Source organism: Chryseobacterium sp. 22532 (genome assembly GCF_052044665.1).
GTDB classification, from domain to species: Bacteria; Bacteroidota; Bacteroidia; order Flavobacteriales; family Weeksellaceae; genus Chryseobacterium; species Chryseobacterium lathyri.
Map to the genome: position 1 here is coordinate 356,574 of NZ_JBQENJ010000005.1, position 21,626 is coordinate 378,199.

Genomic DNA, 21,626 nt, shown 5'->3' on the forward strand with positions numbered 1-21,626 from the left:
ACCACAATTAATGATGAAGATTTAAGATTCCATATGACTTTTAATAAACAAATAGATAAACTACATATAAAAAACTTGATTTCAGTTGTAGGACCCACTGGAATAGGCAAAACGAGGCTGGCAATTGATCTGGCCAGGCATTTTAATACGGAAATTATTTCCTGCGATTCCCGCCAGTTTTTTAAAGAAATGAAAATAGGGACAGCATCGCCTTCGGAAGAAGAACTGGCGGAAGCACCTCATCATTTTATCGGGAATCTTTCGGTTCAGGAGTACTATTCTATCGGGCAGTATGAGGAAGACGCTTTAAAAAAAATCAATGAACTTTTTGTCAATCATGACACCGTTATTTTGGTCGGCGGAAGTATGATGTATGAAAAAGCAGTTATTGAAGGTTTGAATGACTTACCTGAAGCTGATGAAAACAATCAGAAAAAATTACAGGAAATCCTTGATACCGAAGGAATCGAAAAGCTTCAGGAAATATTAAAAAAACTTGATCCCGAGTATTTTGAAGTGGTGGATTTTCACAATCACAGAAGACTTTTACGGGCTATTGACGTAATTTGGCAGACGGATAAAAAATATTCTGAACAGATTGCTGTTTCCCAGGATTCCAGAGACTTTAATGTGATCCGTATCGGAATTGAAGCTCCAAGAGAGGATTTGTATGACAGGATCAACAGGAGAGTAGATATCATGATGGAAAAAGGACTTTTGGCGGAAGCGGAAAGTTTAGAGAAGTTTAAAGATCTTACTGCTTTGAAAACTGTTGGATATGCAGAATTATTCAAATATTTTGACGGAGAATGGGATCTGGATTTTGCTGTTTCCGAGATCAAAAAAAACAGCCGCAGATATGCAAAACGTCAGCTGACCTGGTACAGAAAAGCCGATGATATTCACTATCTGCCATTAGGATATTCGCAAAAAGACTTTGAAGAGCTGCTTCAATGGATCTCCGGGCAGTTCCAAAAATAAATTTTCGGTATATTTTTAAACCATTAAGGATTGGTTGAGTTTTTAAGAATATTAAGTTTAGCTTCGCTTTAAGTGATGAGAATTTAAAAATTTCATGTGATTTCTTCTTAGATAAATTTAATTTTTTTCAATGATCTTAATGGTTCAAATTGATGATCTACAAAGGGATTGATGTGGTTTATAACGTAAAATATCTCGCAGACTGAGCAGATCCGACAGATGTTTGTGTTATTTTAATGCGCTTAATTAGTAATTCAACCTGCAGGAGAAAACAAAAATGCGGCCCCTAAACCAGAGACCGCACTTCAAACAATATAATTAAATTTACTACTTCCAACCGCCGCCAAGAGCTCTGTAAAGATCTACAATGCTGCTCAGTCTCTGTCTTTTTACAGACGCAAGATTCAGTTCAGCCTGTAAAGAATTTCCCTGAGCTGTTATCACTTCTAAGTAATTGGCCATTCCGCCTTTGTAAAGCATTTCTGCACTTTTTATTCCGTTTTTCAACGTTGATACCTGTTCTGCCGCTTTCTGTTCCTGAACTTTTAAACTTTCGTTAGACACCAAAGCATCGGAAACTTCACCCACAGCATTTAAAACAGATTGACGGAAAGCCAAAACGTTTTTCTCTCTCTGGATTTTAGCCACATTCAGGTCGGTTTTTAACTGTCTTTTCTGAAAAATTGGCTGGGTAATTCCCCCTAATACAGATCCGAACAATGACGCCGGAATCTGGAACCAGTTATCGATTTTAAATGAATTAACACCTCCGCTTGCCGTGATTTTCAAGGCAGGGTACATATTAGCCTGAGCAATTCCCACCATTGAATTGGATTCCAACAGAACCAGTTCCTGCTGACGCACATCCGGACGACGGCTCACCATAGCTGCCGGAAGGCCTGCTGAGATATCCTGCGGAAGAGAAGTGTCAGACATTTCAATTGTTCTGCTGATTTTAGTTGGATTTTCACCTACAAGAATACTTAAAGCATTTTCCTGGATCGCAATATTTTGTTCCAGCTGAGTGATCAAGAGCTCCGTAGCCTGTTTCTGTGCCGTAGCCTGCTGAACGCCTAAAGAAGTTGTATCACCACTCTGCCACATTTTTTCAGTGATCGAAAGGGTATTGTTGCTTAATTCAAGATTTGATTTTGCAATATTTAATTGCTTGTCAAGCATCAACAGGTTATAATATCCCTGGGCAATCGCTGCTACTACCTGGGTCTGTAATGCTTTTGTAGCTTCGTAAGTTTGCAGGTACTGCATTCTTGAAACTTCCTGCTGATTTTTGATCTTACCCCAGATATCAGCCTCCCAGGAAAGATTGAATGCTGCGTTGTAATCTTCAACGTGGTTCTGGCCTAAAAATGAATTTAAGCTTTTCCCGTTCATGCTGTTTTCCGAAGGTTTTGAAATTTGTGCTGACACACCAAAGCCTACATCAGGATACTGAAGATATTTTGCCTGTTTCAGTTTTTCCTGTGAAGAAGCTACCTGTTTTAGAGCAATCTGCAGATCATAGTTATTTTTTATTCCTTTTTCAATCAGTCCCTGTAAAATGGGATCGCTGAAAAACTGTTTCCATTCCAGGTTGGCGATGCTTGCTGTATCAGCAGTAGCCGTGTACTGAAATTTTTCCGGAAGCTGAAGGTCCGGCTCCGTGTATGCCAGTTTGGACACACACGAAACCGCGCCTAAAGCCAATATAAGGGTCAGAATAAAATTCTTAATTCTTTTCATAGTTTTAAATAGACTTTTATTTGAAAACAAAACTTTGAGAGGACTTTGTTGATGCAAAGAGGTCTTTAGTAGGAGAATACTTTGCTTTTACCGAACCATTAAGAACATTTAAGGAGTTAAGTTTAGTTAAGAAAATCAAATAGATTTATAAGTATATGCTTCAAGCGGAGCTCATCTTAATATTCTTAACATCTTAATACAACTTAATGGTTCATAAAAAATGTGATTTTAATCTCTCAAAGTTTCGTAAATCATTTTTTATTAATGAGCAGTGGCTAAAAGTTCTTCCTCCAATTTTTGTTTTTGAAGTCTTCTCTTTTTTCTGCTCGGCATTTTTTCATGCAGGTACTGGAAGATTACATACATTACCGGAATGATGAAAATCCCGAATACTACTCCTGTAAACATTCCTCCTACGGTACTGATACCGATAGAGTGGTTACCTTTCGCAGCAGCTCCCTGTGTCCAAACTAGCGGAAGCATACCGATGATGAAGGCAAATGAGGTCATCAGAATGGGTCTCAAACGTAATCTTGAAGCCTGAAGGGCTGATTCAATCAGTGTTTTTCCTGCTTTTCTTCTCTGAACTGCAAACTCTACAATCAGGATCGCATTTTTCGCTAACAGTCCGACGAGCATGATCAAACCTACCTGAACGTAAATATTATTGTCAATTCCTGCTAACCCGGTGAAAGCAAATACTCCGAAAATCCCTGTAGGAACTGTTAAAATAACAGCGAACGGAAGAATATAACTTTCATACTGGGCAGCCAATAAGAAATACACAAATAGTATACTTAACATGAATACAAATGCGGTTTGGCCACCTGTTTTGATCTCCTCACGGGTAATTCCCGTCCATTCATATCCGAAACCTCTCGGAAGAGATTTCTGAGCCACTTCTTCTACAGCTTTAATGGCATCTCCGGTACTGTAACCAGGTTTTGGAGTTCCATTGATGGTTACCGCGTTGAAAAGGTTATTTCTTGTCACGGTTTCAGGACCGAAAGTTCTTTTTAAAGTAACCAAAGTCTTTACAGGAACCATTTCACCTAAATTGTTTTTAACATAAATCCCTTCCAGAGAATTCGCATCCGTACGGTAAGGAATATCTGCCTGGGCCATTACTCTGTAATATTTCCCGAACCTGTTGAAATCCGAAACAAAGCTACTTCCGTAATAGATCTGCATGGTCTGCATCAATTCTGTTATGGAGACACCCAGCTGATTCGCTTTATCCGAATCTACATCTATTGTGTACTGAGGGTTTCCGGCAGCATAAGTTGTAAAGGCGAATGCTATTTCCGGACGTTTCATCAGTTCACCGATAAAGGCCTGAGTGGTTGTTCCCAACTGCTCAAAAGAGCCGTTTGTTTTATCCTGAAGCATAAATTCAAATCCGGAAACGTTACCAAATCCCTGTACTGTCGGGAAATTGAAGAAGAACGCGTTGGCATCTTTCACCTGTGATACTTTCCCTGTCAGCGCTGCTGCAATCTGATCCGGGTCTTTCATTTCACCACGGTCTTTATAATCTTTTAGCTTAATGAAACCTGCAGAATAAGGAGAGGCGTTGGCATTACTGATAAAGTTCATCCCATCGGCTACCCAAAGGTGATTCATGGCTTTTTCAGCATTTACAATTTTATCAATCTGCTCAGTAGCTCTGTTCGTTCTGTCCAGTGAACTTCCCGGAGGGGTATTTACAGCATATAAAACGAATCCTTGATCTTCTGTTGGGATAAACCCTGTTGGAGCTTTATTGATCAAGAAAATACTTGAAGCAATGATAAGTGCAAGACCTCCAACGGCTACCCATTTGTTTTTAATTAAAAACTTAAGGCTGTAGATATATTTTCTGGTCATATTATTGAAGGCTACATTGAATGCATTGAAGAATTTCGCTCCAAAACCTTTTTTATGACCGTGCTCACCATGTTCTCCCTGAGGATCATTTAAGAATAATGCACATAAAGCAGGACTCAATGTTAATGCATTGACTGCTGAGATCATGATTGCTATTACTAAAGTAAAGGCAAACTGTCTGTAGAAAACTCCCGCAGGACCCTGCATGAAACCAACCGGAATAAATACGGCACACATCACCAATGTAATGGAAATAATGGCACCGGAAATTTCACTCATAGAGTTTGTAGTGGCTTGCTCTACCGGCATTCCTGTCTGTTCCATTTTGGAATGGACGGCTTCTACCACCACAATAGCATCATCCACCACAATACCGATGGCGAGTACCAGTGCGAACAATGTCAACATATTGATACTGAATCCAAACAGTTGCAGGAAGAAGAAGGTACCGATAATGGCTACCGGAACTGCAATCGCAGGAATCAATGTAGATCTGAAATCCTGAAGGAAAATATACACCACAATAAATACCAGGATAAATGCAATCACCAAAGTCTCAACCACCTGATGTATAGACGCATCCAGGAAGTCTTTAGAATTGTACATGATGATTGGCTTTACTCCTTTTGGAAGGGTAGTGGAAAACTGATCAACCTGCTTTTCAATTTCAGTAAGAATTTCATTCGCATTGGAACCTGCAGTCTGAAGGATCGCGAAACCTGCTACAGGTTTACCGTCCACTCTGTTGGCTGCTGTGTAAGTATAGGAACCAAATTCTACTCTGGCTACATCTTTTAATCTTAAAAATGAACCGTCATTATTGGCTTTGATAGCAATATTTTCATAGTCTTCATTTTTGCTTAACTTACCTTTATACTTTAAAATATATTCGTAAGTTTCCTTACTTCCCTGGCCGAGACGTCCCGGTGCAGCTTCAAGGTTATGATCTTTGATAGCGGCCATTACTTCCTGTGGAGAAAGGTTATTGGCTGCTAATCTGTCCGGCTTTAACCAGATTCTCATCGAGTAATCTCTTGTTCCGAAAACCTGAGCCTGGGCAACACCCGGAATACGCTGGATCTGCGGAATAATATTGATCTTCAGATAGTTTTGAAGAAACAGCTCGTCATATTGCTTAGGGTCATCACTGGACAGTCCCATGAACATAATCATACTGTTCTGTACCTTCTGTGTGGAAATTCCGGCCTGAACTACTTCCTGAGGAAGCTGGCTCATCGCTTTAGATACACGGTTCTGAACATTGACTGCAGCATTATCCGCATCTGAGCCCTGTTTGAAAAATACGCTTAGGGTCATGGTACCGTCGTTACTTGAGTTGGAGGTCATATAGGTCATATTCTCAACCCCATTTACTGCTTCTTCAATAGGAACAGCAACGGAGCGGGCTACAACTTCAGCGTTCGCTCCCGGATAAAATGCCGTTACCTGAACACTGGGAGGCGCAATATCCGGAAACAGTGTAATCGGCAGGTTGAAAACCGAAAGTGCCCCCAGCAATAGCAGTATAATGGAGATGACCGTTGATAGTACGGGTCTTTCTATAAATTGTTTTAACATAAGAAGTTTATTTTTTTAAGTCTTCTGTATTCGGAATAGATTACAAAGGTTTAGCTCTCAATAAGCTGTCAGATGAAATTACTTTCGGCTTGATAGAAGCTCCGTCCTTTAGGTTTCCGATTCCGGTGTATACGATTTTTTCACCCGGAGAAAGTCCTTCAGAAATAAAGTAATAGCTTTCGGTTTTTCCTGAGATTTTTACCGGTTTGCTGGTTACTTTGTTGTCTTTACCTAAAATATAGACATAAGTTTTGTCCTGAATTTCAAAAGTAGATTCCTGCGGGATTACCACAGCATTGGAAAGCATCTGAGGCATACGCACTCTTCCTGTATTTCCTGTTCTTAAAGCGCCTTTTTCATTAGGGAAAACTGCACGAACGGTAATGGCTCCGGTGGTTTTATCAAACTGCCCGTCTACAATACTCATTTTCCCTTTTTCAGGATACGTACTGTTGTCTGCGATCACCAAGTCTACCATTGGCATGTTCTTTAGCTTTTCGTCTAAGCTCGCTCCCGGGTATTTATTCTGAAACGCGATAAAATCCAGTTCACTTAAAGAGAAATAGGCATAAATTTCGCTGATATCCGATAATAGTGTCAACGGATTAACATCTGTTCTTGATATCAGGCTTCCTTTTTTGTAAGGAATTCTTCCGATATATCCGCTTACAGGTGCTGTAATGGTGGTGAATCCTACATTTATTCTGGCACCTCCTACAGATGCTTTTGCCTGTGATGCGGCGGCTACGGCTGCTGCATAATTGGCTTTAGCCGTTTTCATCTGTACATCAGAGACAACTTTTGCTTCTACCAGTGGCTGAAGTCTGTCAACCTCCACTTTAGCCTTTTGAATATTGGCATTGGCCACCTGTAAATTGGCCTGGGCCATATTCATTTGCTCGCCATAGGCTCTTGAATCTATTTTAAATAAAGGCTGTCCGGCTCTTACGTATGAGCCTTCTTCTACGTAGATTCTATCCAGGTACCCATCTACCTGAGATCTGATTTCCACGTTATTTTTACCCTCCAGTGCGGTAGGAAATTCCTGATATGTTGTAGCTGGAGAGGTGATCACGGTATAAACCGGAAGCTCCGGAGCAGGCGGTGCTGCATTGGAACCTTCTGCTGCTTGGGTACAGTTCTGCAAAAGGATAATACTTGATATAAGTACAATAAACCTTATTTTTCCAGGTATTTTCATTGTTGGTTTAATTTTTTTAATGAAGTGTTAGATTTAAGTAATAATGTTCTTTTAAATAAATTCTGTTATTTTTCCTAACGGTGTTAATGATTAGTTCAAAAAAAATTTCAAAATTTTTAATAAAGGTCAGATCGTCATTTTCATAATAGCTGGCTGTTTTAATGTTGAATTTTATATATAAGTGAGGTGTATTAAGTATACGTTAATTTATCTAACGGTGTTAAGTTTAAAGGAAGAACTGTCCCGAAATTTGAATGCTTGTTTTCATGGTTAAATTTTTAGTTTTTAAGCGAATATTTATTGATATTCAAATGTTATATTTCCTAACAGCGTTAATCTTTGGTTCAAAAAAAAATTACAAAGACTTAACAAAAGCAGAAACCGTTTCGTCTAAAGTCGTTTTATTCATTGTAGAAGGAATATCTGTATTCCGCATCATCATAATAGAGATCAGCCCGTGCACCGCCGAAAATAAAGCGTGCGACATATGGCAGGCATTGTCCGGATTAGATCCGTTCTTTTTAATAATATTATAGGTACATTCATAAATAAGGTCCTGGAATGACGAAAACTCTTCTTTCATCTGGCCCTTTCCGCTGCATTGCATTCCTAACCCAAACATCAGCTGGTAGTATTCCTTATTTTTGAAAGCAAAATTCCAGTAAGCATCTACTATGGCAATAAGCTGCTCTTCCGGAGTATCGAATTTTCTCTGTGCCTTTAACAGTTCTATGTGAAGACAGTGAAAGCCGTTCAAAGAAATTTCATACAAAATTGCCTCTTTGTTTTCAAAATAATCATAGACTACAGGAGCACTGTACTCAATGGCATCTGCAATCTTCCGCATCGAAAGTGAAGCCCAGCCTTCTGTTTTAGCCAAACCGAAAGCCGCCTGCAAAATATTTGCACGAATGGATTCTTTCTCTCTTTGACGACGTTCATGTAGGCCCATGATTTTTTATTTACTAACAGTGTTAGCAAAACTACAAAATTTTAGGCATAACTTCCAAATAATATTTAATAATTAACATTTAACTCAAGTTTATAAATTGCTGAATTGGCTTTATATTAAAAGAAACTTTATCTTTGCGGATAAAGAAAATAAAGGATATGAATACTCCCTCTAATATGCTGGCTTTAGGAACCAAGGCTCCGTTTTTCGAGCTTCCGAACCCTTCAAAAACTAACGAGATCCAATCTCTGGAAGATCTGAAAGGTGAAAAAGGTACACTGGTGATCTTTATGTGCAACCATTGCCCGTTTGTTCTTCACGTGATCGATAAGATCAACGAATTGTATGAAGATTATAATGATAAAGGGATTGAATTCATTGCGATCAATGCCAATGATGTTGAAAAATACCCGGCCGATGCTCCGGAAAAAATGATAGAATTCCAGATTGAAAGAAAGTTTGATTTTCCATATCTGTATGATGAAAGCCAGGCGGTTGCTAAAGCTTACGATGCAGCCTGCACACCGGATTTCTATTTCTTTGATGATAAACTGGACCTTATCTACAGAGGACAGATGGATGATTCAAGGCCTGGAAATAATAAAGATGTAACCGGAGAAGATCTGATCATTGCTTTCGAAAATCTTTTGTTGGGGGAACCTCAGGAAGAGATCCAGAGACCAAGCATGGGTTGTAATATTAAATGGAAGTAATATTATAGTGAATGATTGAAATTTTTAACCATTATATATAAGTATAAAGCTGTTCTTTTTCAAGAGCAGTTTTTTTATGTATAAACCTCTGCGGATTTGTGGGGAATATTCTATAAAATCTGCTTCGACTCCGCTCAGCATGACATCGTTAAAATAAAACAATTAGTATTAGAACTGTCATGCTGAGTGGAGTCGAAGCATTTTGAACTATTTTTTAAAAACTAGCCTTAACCTTAGCTTCATTCTCAACCTTTAAATCCACATTCACTTTATTATGTGAGAAATTCTTTATAAACTCGGAAGGTGTTTTCTCCGTATATTTTTTAAACATCCTGTTAAAATACGTAACATTATTAAACCCGCAGCTGTAGCTGCATTCTGAGATACTATTATCCTGAGCCATCAACAGGCAGGCCTTATTAATACGGTAGCGGTTTACAAATTCCGTAAACGTGATCTGGGTAGCCTTTTTGAAAAAATTACAAAAAGCAGGAAGTGTAAGGTTGGCGAGTTTTGCTACATCATCAATATTGATTTCCTTATCGTAGTTGTGTTCTACATAAGTAAAGATGTTTTCTAGCCTTGCCTTGTTTTTTGAAATAATGGTGTATGGCATGATTTCCTTGTTCAAAAGATCATAATCCTTACATTTTGAAAGTTCAAACAGAATTTCAAGCAGGAGAAGATACCTTTTGTAGCCTTCCGATTCCAGCATCAGTTTCAGCTTGGGAAGCATGAGTTTTTTGATCTTATGATGAAATTGGATCCCATATTTAGAAAGTTCCAGCAGATTTTTAATCGATCGGGCCTCTATTTCCTGTTGTGGAAACTGAAGTATTTCCTCCCTGAACTGAAGGACAATTTCTTCATGAGGATCTGTAGAATTTAATCCAAATCCTGAATGTGGAATATTGGAGCCGATCAATACCAGATCGCCGTTCGTATAATTGCTTTTATGATAGCCAACATGGCGGGTTCCGTTCCCGGAAACAATACATACAAGCTCAATTTCGGGATGGTAATGATATTCCCATTTAAATTCTGAGATCGGCGAATTGTTGTGCAGGGTACGGAAGGAACTCTTTTCGTCCGGAATTATTCTTTCGAAACTGACTTTCATTTGATTAATCGTATTTATCCAATAAAAATACTAATTATATTAATATAGTTCAAATATTGATTTATTGTGTTAAATTAATGTTAACCCAAATGCTTCTATCTTAGCCGACAAGAAATGATCTCCATGAAAAATTTCAATATTAAAGCTGTATTATTTTTGAATTATTTTGTTTTCGCCATTCTTCTGAATTCCGTGGGAACAGTTATTCTGCAGGTACAGCAGAACTTCGGAATCTCAAAATCTTCAGCGAGTATTCTTGAGGGTTTTAAAGATCTCCCGATCGCCATATGTTCATTTATCCTGGCATCATTCCTTCCAAAAATAGGGATCAAAAATTCAATGTTGATTGCCCTTTTCCTGGTAAGCTGTATGTGTTTTGTCATGCCTTTCGCCAATGATTTCTGGTTTTTCAAATTATTGTTTACCATTGTAGGCGTTTCATTTGCCTTAATAAAGATCTCAGTGTTCACATCTATTGGTCTTGTGACCGATACCGACAAAGAACATTCGAGCTTCATGGGCTTTCTGGAGGGATTCTTCATGATTGGTGTATTGGCAGGAAACGTACTTTTCAGTTTGTTTATTGATGACCACAATCCGAAATCTACCCGGTGGCTGAATGTATATTGGGTCTTGGGAGCTGTTTCAGCGTTGTCATTTCTGTTTTTATTCTTTTCAAAATTAAATGAAAAAGAGGCGAGAAGTGAGAAAACCGATTTGTTGGGAGATCTGAAGAACAGCATAAGTTTATTCAGCTATAAAAAAGTATTGTTTTTTCTTTTATGTGCTTTCCTTTTTGTATTGGTAGAACAGAGTTTCCAGACATGGACCCCTACTTTTTATAAAGAAATATTGAAGCTTCCTACTTCTATGAGTATCCAGGCAGGGGCCGTTCTGGCAGGAGCTTTTGCTTTGGGAAGATTCTTATCAGGCTTTTTCTCTAAAAAATTCAGCTGGATCTACGTAGTTTCTTTCTGCGTGATCGGTTTTGCCATCAGTATTATTTTGGTTCTGCCGCTGACTCATAACATTCATATTGATAATAAAACGGGATGGTTCAACGCGCCTCTTGTAGTGTATTTGTTTCCACTGATGGGAGGTTTGCTGGCACCAATATATCCAAGTATCAACTCTGTAATTCTGGCATCCATTCCAAAATATTTACACAGTGCCATGTCCGGACTGATTGTGGTTTTTTCTGCGATCGGCGGAACGATTGGCTCAATGATCACTGGTTTTGTTTTCCAGGAGTTCAGTGGGCAACAGGCATTTTACCTTTCACTGATTCCGCTTTCACTGCTGATCATTTCAGCTATTTTCATGAATAAATTAAAAATAAATCCTAAGAAATAATAATGAATAAGCAGCTTTACATAAAAGAAATTCAGGCTCTTTTTGATAATGTACAGAGAGCTCAGATCTTTGAGGACCAGAAGATGATGACAGATGCTGTTCCGATGTTTCCTGTTTCGGAGATCAATGCGGAATATGAAAGGAAAAAGGGGAGTGAAGGGTTTGATCTGAAAGATTTTGTGATGGCGAATTTTGATTTTCTGGGAGCAAAAATATCAATCCAGAGAGAAGATCAGTTACCCATTGAGCAGCATATCGAAAAGCTTTGGGATCAACTTACCCGTACTGCGTATGAAGAAAAAGGAACATTATTAAAACTTCCGAAGCCATATATTGTCCCGGGAGGCCGTTTCAATGAATTTTTCTATTGGGACAGTTACTTTATTATGCTTGGGCTTCAGGTTTCAGGAAGAACCGAAATGATGGAAAATATTGTAGAAAACTGTTCTTATTTAATTCAGAGTGTAGGATTTGTGCCGAATGCGAGCAGAACTCATTTCCTGAGCCGTTCACAGCCTCCATATTTTTCGCTGATGCTGGACTTGCTTTTTGAAACTACAAATGATGAAAAAATTTATATTCAATATCATGATACTTTAGAAAAGGAATATGCTTTCTGGATGAATGGAGAAGAGTGGCTGGAGAATAATTCAAGTGTGAAAAGGGTGGCAAAAACACAGAACGGAGATATTTTGAACCGTTATTATGATGCAGAAAATGCACCACGCCCTGAAAGCTATCTTATTGATATTGAAGACAGCGAAAATGCAGGAGCAGAATTTTACAGAAATATACGAAGTGCCTGCGAATCCGGCTGGGATTTTTCCAGCAGATGGTTTGCAGACGGAGAACATATACAGACGATAGAAACACTGAACATTGCCGAAGTAGACCTGAACAGTCTTTTATGGCATTTGGAGAAAACATTGGCAAAATCTTCGGTACTTCTGAACCAGGCAGATAAAGAAAATTATTTTACTGAAAGAGCAGCAAGACGCAGACAGATGATCGATACTTACTTTTGGGATGAAAACACTGAATGTTATAAAGATTATCACTTAAAAAAACACAAAAACACACCGTCTGAACATATTGCTGCTCTTTACCCTTTATTTCTCGGATTGGCAGATCAGAAACAGGCAGAATCGGTTTCTAAGCATATTGCTGAAAAATTTCTTTATCAGGGAGGTCTTGTAACTACCACAAAGAAATCCGGCCAGCAATGGGATCTTCCGAATGCATGGGCGCCCTATCAATGGCTAGGCTTTAAAGCAATGAAAAACTACGGCTTTGATGATCTGGCTGAAAAAATAAAAAATAACTGGTGCGGGAATGTAGAAAGGGTATACGGCAACACCGGAAAATTAATGGAAAAATACAACGCGTTAGACACTGAAACAATTGCGGGAGGCGGAGAATACCCGAATCAGGACGGATTCGGATGGACGAACGGGGTCTATCTTAAATTAAAACAAAACTAACTATATAAAAATCATGCTATGAAAAAAAGATCGATATTTTTAATGGCTGCCACCGCTACGCTTTACTTTAACAATGCGTATGCCCAGGAAACCCCTCAGGATTCCATCAAGACGTCATCCATAGACCAGATCGTTATTACCGGAAACTCCGGTCCGAAAAAGAAAATAGAATCCAGTACCGCTATTTCTACTTTTACAGCAAAAGAGATCCAGAAACAAAATCCTATCAGTGCTGCCGCTCTTTTACAGAGGGTTCCTGGTTTTGCTGTGGAGACTTCCGGTGGTGAAGTAGGAAATAATCTTTTCGCAAGAGGGATTCCTTCTGCAGGAGCTTATGAATTCGTACAGGTGCAGGAAGACGGACTTCCGGTTTTTGAAGACGGAGCACTTCAATTTGCGAATGCGGATAATTTTTTCCGTGTAGATAACTCTGTAAGTAGACTGGAGGCATTAAGAGGAGGTTCAGGTTCTATTTATGCAAACAATTCTCCAGGAGGTCTGATCAACTTTATTACTAAAGAAGGAAGTAATGATTTTAAGGGGACAGCAAAACTTGAAACCAGTACTTATGGACTGATGCGTACAGATGTGAATGTAGGCGGCGCATTGGTTCAGGATAAGCTTTTCTTTAACGTTGGCGGATTCTACAGAACAGATAACGGAATCAGAAAAACAGGTTTCAGAGCTAACAACGGCGGACAAATCAGAATGAACCTTAAGTATGTGTTTGATAAAGGCTATGCTAAAGTATATTACAAAAAACTGGATGACAGGAATACATTTTTCCTTCCGATTCCTTTGATTCAAGACGGAAATGATCTTAAAGAATTTGCAGGTTTTGATGCCAATTATGGAACATACAGCTACAGAACGATCAGCCAGTTAAGTATTCCACAGGCTGGAGGAGGCTTTTTCAAAAGAGATCTTGAAAACGGAATTCACCCAAAAGTAGATGTGGTAGGTGCAGAATTTAAATATGATCTTGGAAATAATTTCAGTGTTCTGAATAAGACGAGATATACCAATATCAATATGGAATATACTGGAATGTTTCCTGCCGGAGCTCCGAAACTGGCTTCTGATTATGCAACTAAACCTGTTAGTGAAGGCGGTTTAGGAATGAGTAATTACCAATACTCGTTGGTGAGCAACGGCTCTGTTGTGAATCCTCAATATATACAGAAATTAGGATTCTGGGCTATTGATAAGCAGATGAATAATTTTGTAAATGACCTTCAGGTGAATTATAAATTTGATAAAGGAAATGTAACAGCTGGTTTCTACAAATCAAACTGGAAGTCTCATCAATACTGGAACTGGAGCAATATTTTAACAACAGCCACAGACAGGCCTCAGCTTTTAAATCTGGTGAATCCATCTATGAGCCCTTCAGATTTAGGATATTCCCAGACTTATAATGGGGTAAAGGATATGTCTTTTCTGATCAGAGATTCACAGATCCAGGGAAGTCTTAATGATGTTTATCTGAATTTAGATTATAACGTAACAGATGCTTTAAGCCTTAATGGAGGAATGCGTTACAGCCGTGACTATTATAAAGGATATGGAGTCAATACAACAACCGCGAATTTGAATAATTCAGGTTTAACGACTGATGGAACACACAGCTTTGCAACGACTACGGCAGATGATAATATGGCAGTGTTAGGTAATAAGTATACCTACTGGTATTATGATATCAACAAAGTATCTTATACATTGGCCGCTAATTATAAGATCAACAAGGAAAATGCGGTGTACGCCCGTTTTTCTCACGGTTTCAGATCGCCAAATGAAGAAGCTTACTATAATAATATGTCAGATCTGAGTGCCATCAAGGCCGTTGATACCAATCAGTTGGAAGTTGGATATAAATACTATTCACGTACTTTTGATATCGGAATTATTCCTTTCTATTCTACGCTTAAAAACCTTTCATTTACTGATGTATTCTCAGACGGAACTTCAGAAAATAAATTCGCCAACACCACGAACTTTGGGGTAGAAATAGAAGGATACACAAGACTTTTCAATAATATTCTTGAAGTGACGTTCAATGGGACGATCCAAAATCCGAAATACAAAGATTTTGTAGGTAAAAATGCGGATGGAACTACTTTTGATTATGATGGAAACACCGTAAGAAGAATGCCTAAGTTCTATTTTAATATTTCTCCTGCAGTGAACATCACAAAAGAATGGAGAGCTTACGTAAGCATGAATTATTATGGAAAACGTTTTCAGAACGAAGGAAATACGGATGATAACATTCTGCCTTCATTCACCGAAGTTGGTGCAGGAATGTCTTACCAGTTAGGGAAAATACGTTTTGCAGTAGACGGAACCAATATCTTTAATACGATTGGAATTACAGAAGGAGATCCAAGATCCCAGATTACACCGGGAACGAATATCAGAATGGCAAGACCGATCATGGGAGCCGCTGCAAGAGCATCCATCACACTAGATTTCTAAACTTATATTTTCTTCATAAAAAAACCGCCGGGAAATTTTCCTGGCGGTTTTGATTTTTTGTGGGGTAAAATGTCAATGGTGAATTTTGCTTCGCAAGTGAATGGTGAATTTTAGCAACTCATAAAGTTTCGGGATGCGGGTTTCGCGGTTCGAACTAGCAACTGCCAACCAGCAACCAAACTCTCCACCATATACTCTAAAACTCTTCAACTCTAAAAACCCGTATCTCGAAACTACTTAAAAAACGGATTATACTGCTTCTCAAACCCTATTGTCGTAGGATTCCCATGGCCTGAAAAAACTTTTGTTTCATCATCCAGAATAAATAGTTTATGAGTGATGCCGTCGATAAGTTGGTCATAGTTTCCTTTGTAAAGGTCGGTTCTTCCGATACTGCCTTCAAAAAGAACATCACCAGAGATCATGAATTTTTGGTCTTCATTATGATAAACTACGCTTCCCGGAGAATGTCCCGGAACATGATAAATTTTGAATTTTTCTCCGTCCAGGTCAAGAATTTCGCCTTCATTAATATATTTGATATCTGCTTTTACGGGTTCAACAGAGAATCCGAACCTCATGCCACTGGCCTGAAGCCTGTCCAGTACTTCCTGATCTTCTTTATGCATATGAACAGGAACTTTGAAAGTATCAAAAGCCCACTGCAGGCCCAGAACATGGTCAATATGAGCATGGGTCAGAAGGATTTTTTCGATCCTAAGACTGTTTTCAGAAATAAAGCCTTCTATAGCTTTAGTTTCCTGCTCATTCATGTTTCCCGGGTCAATCAGCCAGGCATTTTTATTTTCATTGTAAAGGATATAAGTATTTTCGCTGGCAAAATTGAAAACGAAGCCTTGAATCTGAAGCATAACTGATATTTTTTTATTTCAAAAATACGATATTATTAAGAAAATCCCGATTTTTCGTTATCTTCGTCATAATGAAAACTTTGCGAATACTTTTACTTTCTTTAGGTGGACTGGTTTTTGGACAAAATATCCAAAGTATACAATTATTCAATCCTCAGACGAATGATGAGACACCTGTCATAAGATTTGGCGAACAGCTTGTTTTAAGCTTTGACGATCTTACTAATTCCAGCGAAATCTATAGGTATACGATCAAACATTATGACCGGAACTGGAATGATGACAATTTATTTTTTACAGAGATTGCCAATGGAAGTTTAAATGGACTCTTAGATAAGTTTGAGTATTCTTTTAATACCATACAGGCTTATACCCATTACAAGCTTACCTTCCCGAATGATAAGATGCAGCCGAAGATTTCTGGAAATTTTGAGCTGATTGTTTATAAAGATTCAGCTGACAGACCTCTTTTCAAAAAACGTTTTTATCTGGTGGAAGATGCTGCAACGGTTGCTTTGAATGTCTCAAGAATTGCAGATGCCAAAAAACCGAACATCAACCAAAGGATAGAGGTAAAAGCGACTTCAAAAGCGGGAGACCTTTCTTCTAATGTCAATTCCATGACTTTGAACGTGATGCAGAACAACAATCCTAATGAAGTGGTTAATAATTTGAAGCCAAGCGCAACATTAGGAAACCAGCTGCTTTTTCAGCAGATGAGTTTAACATTTCCCGGCAATAACGAATTCTATTATTTTGATAACAAGAATATGAATATGGCTGCCGATATGGTGAGCACTACGGAATTGAAGGATGGTGTAAATCATACCTATTTGCATCCGGTATGGGCCTTTCCCCTGAACTATCAGTACCAGCCTGACGTGAACGGAGCATGGTTCTATAGGAGAAATGATCTGGGGCTGGAAAGAAATGCTGAAAGAGAGGCAGACTATTCATGGGTGTATTTTTCTCTGGATTCTGATCCTGTGGATAAAGAGATTTATGTACTGGGAGGTTTTAATAATTTTAAGCCAAGCAAAGAAAATCAGATGCAGTATGATGCAGCCAATAAAAAATATGTTGCTAAAATATTCCTGAAGCAAGGATTTTACAACTATATTCTTGCCACGAAAGAAAGTGACGGATCTCTGAACTTTGGAGAAATTAATGGTAATTTCTGGCAGACCGAAAACTTGTATCAGGCATTTCTATATTATGCTCCTTTCGGACGTAATTATGACGGACTGATGGGATATGGAGAATTCAGAACACCTATCGGGAAATAATTTCGGGGTAAACTGTCCCTTTTTTATCAAATATTCTATACAATAGCAATTTACTTAAAGTAAAAACACCATTTAGGGAACTGTCTCATAAGAGATGGTTTTTTTTTGAACCTATGATGAATAAATAATTTGAAGAGGGAATTAAGAGTTTTAAATGTAATTATTTGTTATGCATAGCATATTGAAAAAAATATTTCATAAAATGTTGAATTGTATAAAAAATATTAGTCTATAATTTTTGTAGGAATAAAATTGTTTTTAATTAATTATAATGTTTTTAAAAATATTTTAAATTTAAAACAATTGTTCTATTTATTTATTGTGTTTTATTTATTGGTATCATTGTTTCTTTGCGAAAAATATATAAATTCGTTCTCACGTTCAAACAAAATAATATTTTTATGAAAACAAAATTTATCTTTGCATTTAGTATTGCAGCCTCTGCCTTTGTTTTTGGGCAGGAAAATCCATCAAAATTAATCTCTGGTAAAAACGGACTTCATGCAGAACTTATCAGGTTCGACAAAAACGGACCGGATTTTAAGGGACAGCCTGTTTTATTTGATGAAACAACTAAAAGAGTTTCACAGGGACAAGGTTTAAGACTAGGTTCAGAAAAAGATGCACTTGGTTTTGAAACCCACAGATTCCAGCAGACCATTAATGATATTCCTGTAGAATACGGAATGATGGCAGTGCAAACAAAAGGGGGCAAAGTAGTAGGGGAAACCGGAAAATGGATCCTTAAAGCACCTGCATCTGCAGAAAAAAAACCGGCTATTTCTGAAAGTATTGCATTACAGAGTGCTTTATCTTTTGTAGGGGCCGATTCTTATAAATGGCAGAACAAGGAAGAAGAGGAATTCCTTAAAAACGAATCTAAAAATCCTAATGCAACTTTTGCTCCAAAAGGAGAATTGGTGTACTATTCGGATCCTTCTGATGAAAAGCTGACTGATCTGAAGCTTGCTTACAAATTTGATATCTATGCAGAAAAACCATTAAGCAGACAATACGTTTTCGTAGATGCTAAAAATGGTGCAGTTTTAGGAACTGATGCGTTGATTCACGAAACCAATGCTCCCGGAACCGCTACAACTGTTTACAGCGGAAACAGATCTATCGTGGCAGATTCATACAATGGAAGCTACAGATTGAGAGAAACAGGAAGAAATACAGGGACAGCTGTAGAAACTTACAACCTGAAAAAAGGAACCAATTATTCGAGGGCAGTAGACTTTACAGATACTGATAACAACTGGAACAACGTAAACACCAGTAAAGATCAATATGCTACTGATGCTCACTGGGGAGCTGAAATGACTTTAGATTATCTTTATACGAAATTTGGCAGAAAGAGTATAGACAATAATAATTTTGCCATAAAATCTTATGTACATTACTCAACCAACTATTTTAATGCTTTTTGGGACGGTTCCAGAATGACTTATGGAGACGGAAGCTCAACAAACGGAAATAAACCGTTAACTGCATTAGATGTTTGTGGCCATGAAATTACCCATGGAATGACCTCAAAAACAGCCAATCTGGCTTATCAAAGAGAATCAGGAGCATTGAATGAAGGTTTTTCTGATATTTTCGGAAACAGCATAGAACGTTGGGCAAGACCTACTCAGGCAAGCTGGAAGCTGGGTGAAGACTTTAGTTATGTGATCAGAGATATGGCTAATCCTAATGCTTACAGCCAGCCTGATACTTACAAAGGAACATACTGGAAAGATGCAACTACCACAGGCTGTGCAGTACCGGGACAAACTACCAATGATTATTGTGGAGTCCATACTAACTCGGGAGTACTTAATTTCTGGTATTATCTATTAGTAACCGGAGGTTCTGGTACAAATGATAATGGTTTTGCTTATAATGTTACAGGAATCGGCTTAGATAAGGCAGCAGCGATTGCTTATAGAACACTAACGACTTATCTTACGTCTTCTTCTACTTATGCCAATGCAAGAACTTCTTCTCTTCAGGCAGCGGCAGATCTATACGGAGCTGGTGGAGTTGAAGTTACTCAGGTAACCAATGCATGGAATGCAGTAGGCGTTGGCGGAGGAACTTCTGTAGCTGGAAAAGTAGCAGCAACGGAAGCCTTGCTTTACACCATCAGCCCGAATCCGGCTACCGACAAATTTACTGTTGAATTTGAAGGAAAAGAAGGAAACGGAATTGTTGAATTAGTAAGTCTTACAGGAAAAAGAGAACTTTCTGAAAAGATCAAAATTACCGACGGTAAGAATAAAGTAGATGTTCGGTTACCTTCTAATATACTTTCAGGAGTATATGTAGTAACGGTTAACGGACAGAAAGCAGGAAACCTGATCAAAAAATAAATTTTAATATATTTCTAAGAAAGGCCGCAAAATTTATTTTGTGGCCTTTTATTATTTTATGTACCGATATGTTTTATACCAAATAAAAATCATTCAGTTTTTCCTCACAGAGTATCTTTACTACATCGATCCAGCGGTCTTCATCATTCAGGCACGGAATGTAGTGGAAGTTTTCTCCGCCTCCATGCTGGAACTGTTCCTTTCCTTCTACTGAAATTTCCTCCAAAGTTTCCAGACAGTCGGAAACAAAAGCCGGACAGACAATAGCCAGGTTTTTTACTCCTTTTTTAGGAATCGTCTCTAAAGTTTCATCCGTATAAGGCTCTATCCACTTGTCTTTTCCTAATCTAGACTGGAAAGAAACAATTGTTTTTTCTTTTGGGAGCCCTATCTTGGCAATAACAGCTTCCGTCGTTTTATAGCACTGATGGCGGTAGCAGAACTGGTGGCTTGGGTTATTATCCCGTGAGCAGCAGTCATTAAGATTGCATGTCTTTGTAGGATCTGTTTTATAAATATGTCTTTCCGGTACACCATGATAAGAGAACTGCAAAACATCAAAGTTTTCAGGAAGCTTTTCCTTAATGCTTTCTGCAAGACAGTTGATATAGATTTCCCGGTTATAAAAAGGCTGTATATAATTAATTTTTACCTTCGGAAACTTCTTTTTCCGTACCTCCTCTGCTTTTTCAATTACCGTTTCCGTTGTACTCATTGCATATTGCGGGTACAATGGGAATAGGACGATTTCAGAAACCCCCTGATCAACTAGCTTTTGAATACCTGTTTCAATGCTTGGTTCAGCATATCTCATTCCGATTTCTACCGGCACGTCAACTACTTTCTGCAGTTTCTTTTGGATTTTTTCAGTAATGACAATTAAAGGAGAACCCTCATCTGTCCATACTGTTTTATAGGCTTCTGCAGATTTTGCAGGTCTTGTTTTAAGAATAATCCCCTGAACTAAAAGAGCGCGGAATATCCAGCGGTAATCGATGACCCTTTCATCCATCAAAAATTCATCAAGATATTCCTTTACATCATTTACAGCTGTAGATTTTGGAGAACCAAGATTTACCAGTAAAATTCCTTTTTTATCCAATATTTTAATTTTTATTAAGAAACAGTGTTTTCGAAATCTGTTATCAATGTTGATACTTGGGCAAAGGTATTATTTTCAACCAAGCCTTTATCGTTAAATTTTCCTTTTATACCTTTTATTAAAAGCTGATGCTGATCTTCTGCTTGGGCTCCGAGTGTTTTCAGAATCATTACCAATTCTTCATGCCCTTTTTCTCCATTGGCAGATGCCGTAATGACAGCAACCGGTTTTTCAGAAAAAACAGTTGTGGAGACACACCATTCCAATAAGTTTTTCAACCTGCCGGGAATGCTGAAAATATATTCCGGAGTAGAAAACAAGACACCTGCCGAATTTTCAATTTCTTCCCTGATCTTTAGTACTTCGTCCGGTGTATCAGTATCCGTTAATGAAGTGTCAAAATGCGGAAGAGCAGAAAGATCATCATAGATGTGGAAATTGGCTGCCGGATGTTTTTCCAGAACCTGTTCTATTAATTTTAGGTTGTTGGAATTTTTTGTGGCACTTCCAATAATGACCAAGATTTTCTTTCCGGGTACCATTTAAGAGCAG

At 38.2% G+C, this 21,626-nt stretch carries 15 protein-coding genes; 7 read left to right on the forward strand and 8 right to left on the reverse strand.

The annotated features are described in order from the left end of the window. Nucleotides 1-33: 33 nt before the first annotated feature. Complete coding sequence (gene miaA / locus ACTJIV_RS15750) at nt 34-981, forward strand: tRNA (adenosine(37)-N6)-dimethylallyltransferase MiaA (RefSeq protein WP_440628651.1); 948 nt, start codon at nt 34-36, stop codon at nt 979-981. Nucleotides 982-1,308: 327 nt separating this feature from the next. Here miaA and ACTJIV_RS15755 read toward each other — a convergent pair whose 3' ends face one another. From ACTJIV_RS15755 to ACTJIV_RS15770, 4 genes are all read right to left on the reverse strand, one after another. Then, complete coding sequence (locus tag ACTJIV_RS15755) at nt 1,309-2,721, reverse strand: efflux transporter outer membrane subunit (protein ID WP_440628565.1); 1,413 nt, start codon at nt 2,719-2,721, stop codon at nt 1,309-1,311. A 261-nt stretch (nt 2,722-2,982) separates the two neighbouring features. Continuing rightward, the gene (locus ACTJIV_RS15760) at nt 2,983-6,165 is read right to left on the reverse strand and encodes an efflux RND transporter permease subunit (RefSeq protein WP_336378950.1); all 3,183 of its coding nucleotides are present in this window, start codon (nt 6,163-6,165) and stop codon (nt 2,983-2,985) included. A gap of 40 nt (nt 6,166-6,205) precedes the next feature. After that, nucleotides 6,206-7,366 (reverse strand): efflux RND transporter periplasmic adaptor subunit, encoded by a 1,161-nt coding sequence (locus ACTJIV_RS15765; protein WP_111960489.1) that lies wholly within the window; start codon nt 7,364-7,366, stop codon nt 6,206-6,208. Between the two features lie 355 nt (nt 7,367-7,721). Beyond that, nucleotides 7,722-8,318, reverse strand: coding sequence for a TetR/AcrR family transcriptional regulator (locus ACTJIV_RS15770; RefSeq protein ID WP_111960491.1), 597 nt, complete (start codon nt 8,316-8,318; stop codon nt 7,722-7,724). A gap of 158 nt (nt 8,319-8,476) precedes the next feature. Between ACTJIV_RS15770 and ACTJIV_RS15775 the strand changes: the two genes are divergently transcribed. Further along, nucleotides 8,477-9,031, forward strand: a complete 555-nt coding sequence (locus ACTJIV_RS15775; protein ID WP_111960493.1) for a thioredoxin family protein — start codon at nt 8,477-8,479, stop codon at nt 9,029-9,031. A 214-nt stretch (nt 9,032-9,245) separates the two neighbouring features. On the opposite strand, the gene ACTJIV_RS15780 is transcribed toward ACTJIV_RS15775, so the two are convergent. After that, entirely contained in the window at nt 9,246-10,151 is a 906-nt protein-coding gene (locus ACTJIV_RS15780) for an AraC family transcriptional regulator (protein ID WP_440628569.1), read from the reverse strand. Nucleotides 10,152-10,274: 123 nt separating this feature from the next. Between ACTJIV_RS15780 and ACTJIV_RS15785 the strand changes: the two genes are divergently transcribed. Genes ACTJIV_RS15785 through ACTJIV_RS15795 form a run of 3 tightly spaced genes read left to right on the forward strand, consistent with a single transcriptional unit; the run spans nt 10,275 to nt 15,460 of the window. After that, on the forward strand, nt 10,275-11,504 hold the full coding sequence (locus ACTJIV_RS15785) for an MFS transporter (protein ID WP_223560173.1): 1,230 nt from the start codon (nt 10,275-10,277) through the stop codon (nt 11,502-11,504). Between the two features lie 2 nt (nt 11,505-11,506). Continuing rightward, the gene (locus tag ACTJIV_RS15790) at nt 11,507-12,985 is read left to right on the forward strand and encodes a trehalase family glycosidase (protein ID WP_440628571.1); all 1,479 of its coding nucleotides are present in this window, start codon (nt 11,507-11,509) and stop codon (nt 12,983-12,985) included. Nucleotides 12,986-13,003: 18 nt separating this feature from the next. Continuing rightward, nucleotides 13,004-15,460: a TonB-dependent receptor gene (locus ACTJIV_RS15795; protein WP_111960501.1), complete on the forward strand. Its 2,457-nt coding sequence runs from the start codon at nt 13,004-13,006 to the stop codon at nt 15,458-15,460. A gap of 233 nt (nt 15,461-15,693) precedes the next feature. Here ACTJIV_RS15795 and ACTJIV_RS15800 read toward each other — a convergent pair whose 3' ends face one another. Then, nucleotides 15,694-16,332: an MBL fold metallo-hydrolase gene (locus ACTJIV_RS15800; protein ID WP_440628574.1), complete on the reverse strand. Its 639-nt coding sequence runs from the start codon at nt 16,330-16,332 to the stop codon at nt 15,694-15,696. 71 nt (nt 16,333-16,403) lie between these two features. On the opposite strand from ACTJIV_RS15800, the gene ACTJIV_RS15805 reads away from it, so the two are divergent. Together ACTJIV_RS15805 and ACTJIV_RS15810 are read left to right on the forward strand one after the other, a co-directional pair. Further along, a complete protein-coding gene (locus ACTJIV_RS15805) occupies nt 16,404-17,618 on the forward strand; it encodes a type IX secretion system plug protein domain-containing protein (RefSeq protein WP_111960505.1) in 1,215 nt (404 codons plus the stop codon). A 401-nt stretch (nt 17,619-18,019) separates the two neighbouring features. After that, the gene (locus tag ACTJIV_RS15810) at nt 18,020-19,972 is read left to right on the forward strand and encodes a M4 family metallopeptidase (RefSeq protein WP_440628576.1); all 1,953 of its coding nucleotides are present in this window, start codon (nt 18,020-18,022) and stop codon (nt 19,970-19,972) included. Nucleotides 19,973-20,045: 73 nt separating this feature from the next. On the opposite strand, the gene hemH is transcribed toward ACTJIV_RS15810, so the two are convergent. Both hemH and ACTJIV_RS15820 read right to left on the reverse strand, forming a co-directional pair. Further along, a complete protein-coding gene (gene hemH, locus ACTJIV_RS15815) occupies nt 20,046-21,074 on the reverse strand; it encodes a ferrochelatase (protein ID WP_111960509.1) in 1,029 nt (342 codons plus the stop codon). Between the two features lie 14 nt (nt 21,075-21,088). Then, complete coding sequence (locus ACTJIV_RS15820; RefSeq protein WP_440628578.1) at nt 21,089-21,616, reverse strand: NADPH-dependent FMN reductase; 528 nt, start codon at nt 21,614-21,616, stop codon at nt 21,089-21,091. Between the last annotated feature and the right edge of the window lie 10 nt (nt 21,617-21,626).

Bases quoted from the DNA above. Each gene is read 5' to 3' on its own strand.
- ACTJIV_RS15775 (WP_111960493.1), top strand. From the start codon at position 8,477: ATGAATACTCCCTCTAATATGCTGGCTTTAGGAACCAAGGCTCCGTTT.
- ACTJIV_RS15800 (WP_440628574.1), bottom strand. From the start codon at position 16,332: ATGCTTCAGATTCAAGGCTTCGTTTTCAATTTTGCCAGCGAAAATACT.
- ACTJIV_RS15780 (WP_440628569.1), bottom strand. From the start codon at position 10,151: ATGAAAGTCAGTTTCGAAAGAATAATTCCGGACGAAAAGAGTTCCTTC.
- ACTJIV_RS15765 (WP_111960489.1), bottom strand. From the start codon at position 7,366: ATGAAAATACCTGGAAAAATAAGGTTTATTGTACTTATATCAAGTATT.
- miaA (WP_440628651.1), top strand. From the start codon at position 34: ATGACTTTTAATAAACAAATAGATAAACTACATATAAAAAACTTGATT.
- ACTJIV_RS15790 (WP_440628571.1), top strand. From the start codon at position 11,507: ATGAATAAGCAGCTTTACATAAAAGAAATTCAGGCTCTTTTTGATAAT.
- ACTJIV_RS15820 (WP_440628578.1), bottom strand. From the start codon at position 21,616: ATGGTACCCGGAAAGAAAATCTTGGTCATTATTGGAAGTGCCACAAAA.
- ACTJIV_RS15810 (WP_440628576.1), top strand. From the start codon at position 18,020: ATGAAAACAAAATTTATCTTTGCATTTAGTATTGCAGCCTCTGCCTTT.
- ACTJIV_RS15770 (WP_111960491.1), bottom strand. From the start codon at position 8,318: ATGGGCCTACATGAACGTCGTCAAAGAGAGAAAGAATCCATTCGTGCA.
- ACTJIV_RS15795 (WP_111960501.1), top strand. From the start codon at position 13,004: ATGAAAAAAAGATCGATATTTTTAATGGCTGCCACCGCTACGCTTTAC.
- ACTJIV_RS15805 (WP_111960505.1), top strand. From the start codon at position 16,404: ATGAAAACTTTGCGAATACTTTTACTTTCTTTAGGTGGACTGGTTTTT.
- ACTJIV_RS15785 (WP_223560173.1), top strand. From the start codon at position 10,275: ATGAAAAATTTCAATATTAAAGCTGTATTATTTTTGAATTATTTTGTT.
- ACTJIV_RS15760 (WP_336378950.1), bottom strand. From the start codon at position 6,165: ATGTTAAAACAATTTATAGAAAGACCCGTACTATCAACGGTCATCTCC.
- ACTJIV_RS15755 (WP_440628565.1), bottom strand. From the start codon at position 2,721: ATGAAAAGAATTAAGAATTTTATTCTGACCCTTATATTGGCTTTAGGC.